This window comes from Actinoplanes sp. NPDC004185, from assembly GCF_053603475.1.
The window spans coordinates 20374-27632 of the sequence record NZ_JBSGFR010000077.1 but is presented as its reverse complement, the minus strand read 5'-3'; the positions used below and the strand labels follow the sequence as shown (position 1 = coordinate 27632).

6 protein-coding genes are annotated in these 7259 nt (G+C 71.3%); 2 read left to right on the top strand and 4 right to left on the bottom strand.

Annotation, left to right across the window (positions count from 1 at the left end; translation table 11 throughout):
• Both ACWEOZ_RS41780 and ACWEOZ_RS41775 read left to right on the top strand, forming a co-directional pair.
• Positions 1-2188, top strand: a 2188-nt coding sequence (locus tag ACWEOZ_RS41780; RefSeq protein WP_451916226.1) for a M4 family metallopeptidase, incomplete at its 5' end; no start/stop codon positions are given.
• Positions 2189-2443: 255 nt separating this feature from the next.
• Entirely contained in the window at positions 2444-2689 is a 246-nt protein-coding gene (locus ACWEOZ_RS41775) for a hypothetical protein (RefSeq protein WP_451916225.1), read from the top strand.
• A gap of 59 nt (positions 2690-2748) precedes the next feature.
• On the opposite strand, the gene ACWEOZ_RS41770 is transcribed toward ACWEOZ_RS41775, so the two are convergent.
• The 4 genes from ACWEOZ_RS41770 to ACWEOZ_RS41755 all read right to left on the bottom strand — a co-directional run bounded on the left by ACWEOZ_RS41770 (position 2749) and on the right by ACWEOZ_RS41755 (position 7248).
• Positions 2749-3747 carry a TerC family protein gene (locus ACWEOZ_RS41770; RefSeq protein ID WP_451916224.1) on the bottom strand — a complete coding sequence of 333 codons (999 nt, stop codon included), beginning with the start codon at positions 3745-3747 and terminating at the stop codon, positions 2749-2751.
• A gap of 105 nt (positions 3748-3852) precedes the next feature.
• The gene (locus tag ACWEOZ_RS41765; RefSeq protein ID WP_451916223.1) at positions 3853-4623 is read right to left on the bottom strand and encodes a dioxygenase family protein; all 771 of its coding nucleotides are present in this window, start codon (positions 4621-4623) and stop codon (positions 3853-3855) included.
• A 64-nt stretch (positions 4624-4687) separates the two neighbouring features.
• Positions 4688-5908, bottom strand: coding sequence for a DUF1501 domain-containing protein (locus ACWEOZ_RS41760; RefSeq protein ID WP_451916222.1), 1221 nt, complete (start codon positions 5906-5908; stop codon positions 4688-4690).
• Positions 5909-5958: 50 nt separating this feature from the next.
• A complete protein-coding gene (locus tag ACWEOZ_RS41755) occupies positions 5959-7248 on the bottom strand; it encodes a DUF1800 domain-containing protein (RefSeq protein ID WP_451916221.1) in 1290 nt (429 codons plus the stop codon).
• Between the last annotated feature and the right edge of the window lie 11 nt (positions 7249-7259).

Genomic DNA, 7259 nt, shown 5'->3' with positions numbered 1-7259 from the left:
CGGCGCGGCGCTGGCGCTGGCGGCGACGCCCGCCGGCGCGAGCCCCCAGCAGGCGCCCAGCCCCACCCCCGCCCCCGCGGCCCTCGCCGCCGCCTCCGCCGACAGCCTCGTGGACAGCGCCGGCAAGGCGGCCACGTTCCGGCGCTCGGCCGGTGACGACCTCAAGCGCACCGGTGTCGTGCAGGGCACCCGGGGCCTGCAGTACGTGACCTACGCCCGCACCTTCAAGGGCCTGGCCGTGGTCGGCGGCGACGTCGTCGTCACCACGGACGCGGCCGGCACGGTCAAGAACACCGCGGTCGCCGAGACCGCCGCCATCTCCGTCGGCACCACCGCGAAGATCACCGCGGCCCGGGCGGCGGCCATCGCCAAGGCCCGGCTGGCCAAGGTGGACAGTGCGAGCACGCCCGAGCTCAAAGTGCTCGCCGGAGAGAGCCCGAAGCTGGCCTACGAGGCCGTCGTCGAAGGCCGTACGGCGCAGAACAAGCCGAGCAACCTGCACATCTTCGTCGACGCGGCCACCGGCGCCGTGCTCGACGAGATCGACTACGTGCGGGAGGGTTCCGGCAACGGCTACTACTACGGCAACGTCACCATCAACACGTCGGGCTCCGGCTCCTCGTACTCCATGACCGACTCCACCCGTCCCGGCCTGAAGTGCGGCGGGCAGAACGGGTCGGCGTACACCGGCACGGACGATGCCTGGGGGACCGGCTCCGGCACGAACCTGGAGACCGCCTGCGTCGACGCCCTGTGGGGCGCCCAGCGCGAGGTCGACATGTTCTCCTCGTGGTTCAACCGCAACGGCATCCTGGGCAACGGCAACACCCCGCCGATCCGGGTCGGGCTGGCCGACGTGAACGCGTACTGGAACGGCTCGTACGTCAACTTCGGCCACAACCAGGCGAACACCCGCCAGGCCACCCCGATCGACGTGGTCGGCCACGAGCTCGGCCACGCCGTCTTCCAGACCACCCCGGGCGGCGCGGGCAGCGGCAACGAGAACGGCGGCATCAACGAGTCCACCGGCGACATCTTCGGCGCGCTGACCGAGGCGTACGCCAACAGCCCGCTGGACCCGCCGGACTACTCCGTGGGCGAGGAGGTCGACCTGGTCGGCCAGGGCCCGATCCGGTACATGTACAACCCGTCGCTGGCCGGCGACCCGAACTGCTACTCGTCGTCGATCCCGTCGACCGAGGTGCACGCCGCGGCCGGTCCGCTCAACCACTGGTTCTACCTGACCGCCGAGGGCTCGAACCCGACCAACGGCCAGCCCGCCAGCCCGACCTGCAACTCCAGCACGGTCACCGGCCTGGGCATCCGCAAGGCCGGCGAGATCTACTACAACGCGATGCAGTCGAAGACCTCGACGTGGAAGCACTCCGGGGTCCGGACCGCGACGCTGGCCGCCGCAAAGAACCTGTACGCCCCGAGCTGCGCCGAGTTCAACGCCGTCAAGGCGGCCTGGGCCGCGGTCAGCGTCCCCGCGGTCAGCGGCGAGGCCACCTGCACCACCGGTACGCCCACCAACGACTTCTCGGTGTCGGTGTCGCCCACCTCGGGCACCGTCGCGGCCGGCTCGTCGGCCACCACCACCGTGGCCACGGCGACCACCTCCGGTTCGGCGCAGAGCGTGGCCCTGACCGCCGCGGGCCTGCCGAGCGGGGCGACCGCCTCGTTCAGCCCGGCCTCGGTGACCTCCGGTTCGTCGTCGACCCTGACCATCAGCACCACGGCGGCCACCCCCTCGGGCAGCTACCCGATCACCGTCACAGGCACCGGCTCGGCGACGCACACCGCCACCTACACGCTGACAGTCACCGGCGGCGCCGGTGGTGGCTGTGCCGGCACCAACGCCACGGACGTGTCCATCCCGGACGCCGGTTCGGCGGTGACCAGCACGATCACGATCGCCGGCTGCGCCCGGTCGGCGTCGTCGGCCTCCACGGTGGCGGTCAACATCGTCCACACCTACCGCGGTGACCTGGTCGTCGACCTGGTGGCGCCGGACGGGACCGCGTACCGGCTGAAGAACAGCAGCAGCTCGGACAGCGCCGACAACGTGGCCACGACGTACACGGCGAACCTCTCCTCGGAGGCCGCCGACGGCGCCTGGAAGCTTCAGGTCCGTGACGTCTACAGCGCCGACACCGGCTACATCAACACCTGGACGCTGACTCTCTGAGCCGAAGCACCACTCCGGAGGCCCGCGGCGCTCGCCGCGGGCCTTCGTTGTGTCCGGAAACACGGCCCGCCGGCGCAAGGGTCTGACCAGGACATTGGCAACGGAGAGTGACCTGGACTACAGAGATCCGGTGGCCGCCATCACTTCTGTCTCGAAGGTTTTACCTGGTCGGTTTGGTGTGGAAGCCCGGAGGCCGGATGGTTGTTGCAGGAAGCGACGACGCTTTCGCCGTCACTCATCGTGAGGAGAAGGATCATGCTTTTCATCAACCAGCTGCGCGACGTCCGCGTGAACCTGGCGAACCGTCGCACCGAGCGGACCGCCCGGCGCCGCCTGAGCGCCGAGCTCGCGGCGTTCCAGACCCCGGCCGAGCGCGCCGAGCTCGACTTCATCCTGGGCCGGCACACGCAGGAGGAGACGCGGGAGATCCGCGAGATCCTCAACCAGCAGGACTACGAGCGACAGCGGGCCGGCAGCGGCATCGGCGGTTATCGCGGCTGACGCCTGACCCCTGACACGAGAACGGCCCCGGCACTGTCGCCGGGGCCGTTCTGGCTGGGTCACTCCTCGTCGGGCCGGTCCTCACGGGCCCGCAGGGCGCCCGCGTGCGCGATCGTGTCCGGGTCCTTGCGCACCTTGATCAGGCTGGCCACGGTGGTGATGACCAGCACCGCGACGATGACACCGAGCGAAACCGGGGTGCTGACCTCCGGCACCGCCGTGCTGATGTCCTTGTGCGCCCAGTGCAGCACCAGCTTGATCCCGATGAAGGCCAGGATGATCGACAGTCCGGTGGAGAGGTACACGAGCCGGTCCAGCAGGCCCTTGACCAGGAAGAACAGCGCCCGCAGGCCGAGCAGGGCGAACGCGTTGGCGGCGAAGACGATGTACGCCTCCTCGGTGACGCCGAAGACCGCGGGGATCGAGTCGAGCGCGAACAGCAGGTCGGCGCTGCCGATCGCGATCAGCGTGATGAACAGCGGCGTGGCCGTCCGCTTGCCGTCGATGCGGGTGAACAGCTTGCCGCCGGCGAATTCCTGGGTGACCGGGAAGAGCCGCTTGGCCCCGCGCACCACGGCGTTGTCGGGATCGGGATCCTCGTCGCGGTGCCGGAACAGCTGCACCGCCGTGTAGATCAGGATCAGGCCGAAGATCAGGAACATGAACGAGAACAGCGACAGCAGCGTCGCGCCCAGTGCGATGAAGATGACCCGCAGCACCAGCGCGATGATGATGCCGAAGGTCAGCACCTCCTGCTGGTACTTCTCCGGCACGGCGAAGGTGCCCATGATGATCACGAAGACGAAGAGGTTGTCGACCGACAGGCTCTTCTCGACGATGTAACCGGCGAAGTACTCCGTGCCGTAGTCCCAGCCGGCGATCGCGGCGAAGACGAAACCGAACGCGATGGCGATCGCGATGTAGAAGACCGACCAGGCGGTGGCCTCACGGAAACCGACGGCGTGCGGGCGCAGCACGCCGAGGGTCAGGTCGAGGGCGAGCAGGGCGACGATGACCGCGATGGTCAGCGTCCAGCCGAGCGCGGTGACCTCCAGCATGGGGAAGGAACCTCCGGGCATGAGTCAGCAAGGGCGGTTGGCGGAATGTACCCACAAGAGTCCCTGGTCAGGCTGGGAAGATCCTGAATTCGCCCCGCCGGTGGCTCAGGCGACCTGGAACGAGCGCTTGGACAGGCCCATCCAGAAGCCCTCGATCGGCTGCTCCGGGCTGCGCTCGGGGTCGGCCGCGGCGCCCAGGGTCAGGAACATCGGCGCGAAGTGCTCGATCGTCGGGTGCGCGTACGGCATCCCGGGCGCCCGCTGCCGGAAGTCGGCCAGCTCGTCGACCGCCCCGCGGGCCAGGGTCTCGGCCGTCCAGGCGTCGAAGTCCCGCGACCAGCCCGGCGCCGCCGCCTCCGGCCGGAAGTCGCGCAGGAACGGCAGCCCGTGGGTGGTGAAGCCGGAGCCGACGATGAGCACGCCCTCCTCGCGCAGGGGCGCCAGCCGGCGGCCGATCTCCAGCAGCCGGTCGGGCTCGAGGGTGGGCAGCGACATCTGCAGGACCGGGATGTCGGCATCCGGGTACATGACGGTGAGCGGCACGTACGCCCCGTGGTCGAGCCCGCGCTGGGTGCGGGTGACTCGCTCGCGGTCGGGCATGAGCTTCTCGATCCGCGTGGCCAGCTCGGGCGCGCCGGGCGCCCGGTACTGCACCTCGTAGTAGTGGCGGGGGAAGCCGCCGAAGTCGTAGACCAGCGGCACCGGCTCGGTGGCCCCGAGCATCAGCGGAGCCGACTCCCAGTGCGCGGAGGCCATCAGGATCGCCTTGGGCCGGGGCATGTCCCGGGCGAGCTCCTGGAGCTGGCCGACCCAGGTGGGATCGTCGACCAGCGGCGGCGCGCCGTGGCTGATGAACAGGGCGGGCATGGCGCTCATGGATGCCTCCAGGACTTGACGCTTCAACTAACAGTCTCCACGATACGGCCCTTTAGTTGAGTCGTCAACTAAATGTGAGGCGGCCGCGCCAGCCGTCCAGGATCCGTTCCGGTTCGGCGCCCAGCACGTCGGCGAGCAGCATCGCGTACACGTCGCGGAAGTCGACCGTGTGGCGCAGGTCGCCGTCGTCGAGGTCGGTCAGGCTCGGCGCCTCGCCGTACAGGCCGCCCTTGATGCCGGCGCCGAGCAGCAGGACGTTGGAGGCCGTGCCGTGGTCCGTGCCGTCCGAGGCGTTGGCCCGGACCCGGCGGCCGAACTCCGAGTAGACCGCGACCACCACGTCCCGCCCGGCCTCGGTGCCGGCCATCCGCTCCACGAAGGCGGCCAGCGGCTTGTCGAGCTTGGTCAGCAGCGCCTCCTGCGCGGTCTTCTCGTCGGCGTGCAGGTCGAAGCCGCCGAGCGACACCGAGTAGACCCGGGTGGCCGCGCCCGCCTCGACGCAGCGGGCGACCAGGGCGAGCTGCTGGTCCAGCGGAGGGGCCTGGCCGCCGGTCGCGGTCGCCTGACCCTCGGCGTCGTCGTCCTCCGCGTCGGCCGCGACGTCGGTCATCAAGCCCTGCACCCGCACCAGGTCGGCGAAGCAGGCCGCCGCCCGCGCCCGGGCCGGCGACTCACCGGCGGCCGCGGTGCCGAAACCGTCGAGGACCGGCTTCGTCACGCCCTTCGGCAGGGTCAGCGCGCCGCCGGGCACGGTCGCTCCCGCGCTGGTGGCGCCGGCCAGCAGGGGTGGCAGGACCGGCTCGAACGAGATCGCCAGTCGCGGGTCCCCACCCGTGGTGTCCAGCCACCGGCCCAGCCAGCCGGTGGTGCCGGGGCGTTCCGGGGCGGCCGTCTGCCAGATGTCCATGGAACGGAAGTGGCTGCGGTCCGGCTTCGGGTAGCCGACGCCGCGGACGACGGCGAGGCGCTGGTCGCCGTACAGTTTGTGCAGGCCTTTCAGCGCGGGGTTGAGCCCGAAGCCGTCGGCCAGTGCGAGCACCTGCCCCTGGTCGTAGGTGAGGCCCGGCCGGGCCGCGGCATAGGCCGGATCCGCGTACGGGATGACGGTGTTCAGGCCGTCGTTGCCGCCGTAGAGGGTGACCAGCACGAGGATCTTGCCGGGCTCCCGGTCTCCGGCGGTGGCGAGGATGTCGCGCAGGGCGTAGGCGGAGCCGCCGGCCGCGAGCGCGCCGGCCCCGACGACGCCGCTGGCGGTCAGGAATCGGCGCCGGGTGATCATGTCCATGGTTTTGCCTTCAGTCCTTTCGGGGTGGTGGAGGGGCGGTCGGACGGGCTTCAGTGGACGGCGTATTCGGGGCTGGCCAGGCCGAGGGCGAGCAGCCGTCGGGGGTCCGTGGCCGCGGCTCGCAGCACCGCGGCGGTCCGGTCGGTCCAGGTGTCGACGACGAGCAGCCGGGCCAGCGCCTCGACGCGGTCGTCCCGGCCGGTGTCCGCGAGTTCTTCGACCGCGGCGCCGGCCAGGGCGGTCAGGGTCTGGCCGTGCTGGAGCCGGGACCGGGTCGACGAGGTCGTCAGCCAGGCCGCGCCGACCGGCCAGCCGCCCACGCTCGGCGGCCGGAACGGCACCTGCCCGAGCGCCCGCAGCGCGGCGAGGAGCTGCTTCTGCCTGTTCTCCGGCAGCTTCGCCAGGTCGATGCCGAGCTGCCGGACCGCGCCGACCAGCCACTCGACCGGCTGCTTGACGAGCTGTCCGGCGGTCGCCGCGAAGGCGGGATCGGTCGCGAGCGCTCGCAGCATCGCGGTGGTGCCGGTGTGGCCGGCCGCGGCCAGCCGGGTGGTGGTCTCCGGCCCTGGTGCGGTGCCCGAGCCGTAGCGCACCCAGAGGCGCTGGGCCAGGAAGGGCGCGTGCGCCGGATGCCGGACCAGCAGGTCGGCGTAGGAGTCCACGTCGAAGCGGCCGGTGCTGCCGAGCAGTGTGACCGGCGTGTCGTCGTGGCGGCGGGGGAGCAGCTCGGCGGTGCCGGCCGCCCGGTCCACCTGCCAGCCGGTGAGCACCCGCGCCCCGGCCTTGACGTCGGCCTCGCCGTAGCTGCCGACGCCGAGGGTGAACAGCTCCATCAGCTCCCGGGCGAGATTCTCGTTCGGGGCCTTGCGGGTGTTCTTCTGCCCGTCGAGCCAGAGGATCAGCGCCGGATCGCGCAGCATGGCCCGGACCAGCGGCCCGGTCGTCCCGCCGCCGTAGCGCCGCAGCGTCTGCTGCTGGGCGAGCATCAGCGGCGCCGAGCGGACCTTCTGGACCGACGTGGCCCAGTGGCCGTGCCAGAAGAAGGTGAGCTTCTCGGCCGCGCCGGACTCCGTGGCCATCCGGGCCAGCCACCATCGGGTCACGGTGGTGAGCTGGGCGCGGGCGGACTGCCGGGCCTTCTGCTTCTCCTCGCGGCTCGCGCCTTTCGGTGGCGTGCCGCCGGGAGCCAGGTCGGGCGGCTCGACGGTACGGCCGATCGGCTCGAGCACCTTGTTCAGAGTGGCGCCGGCTCCCGCGCGTTCGGCCGCGTCGACCTCGGCCGCCGTCGGCCCGAAGGTCAGTCTGCGCAGGAGATGGGACACTGCGACACGTTCGGTCATGCCGCTGACGC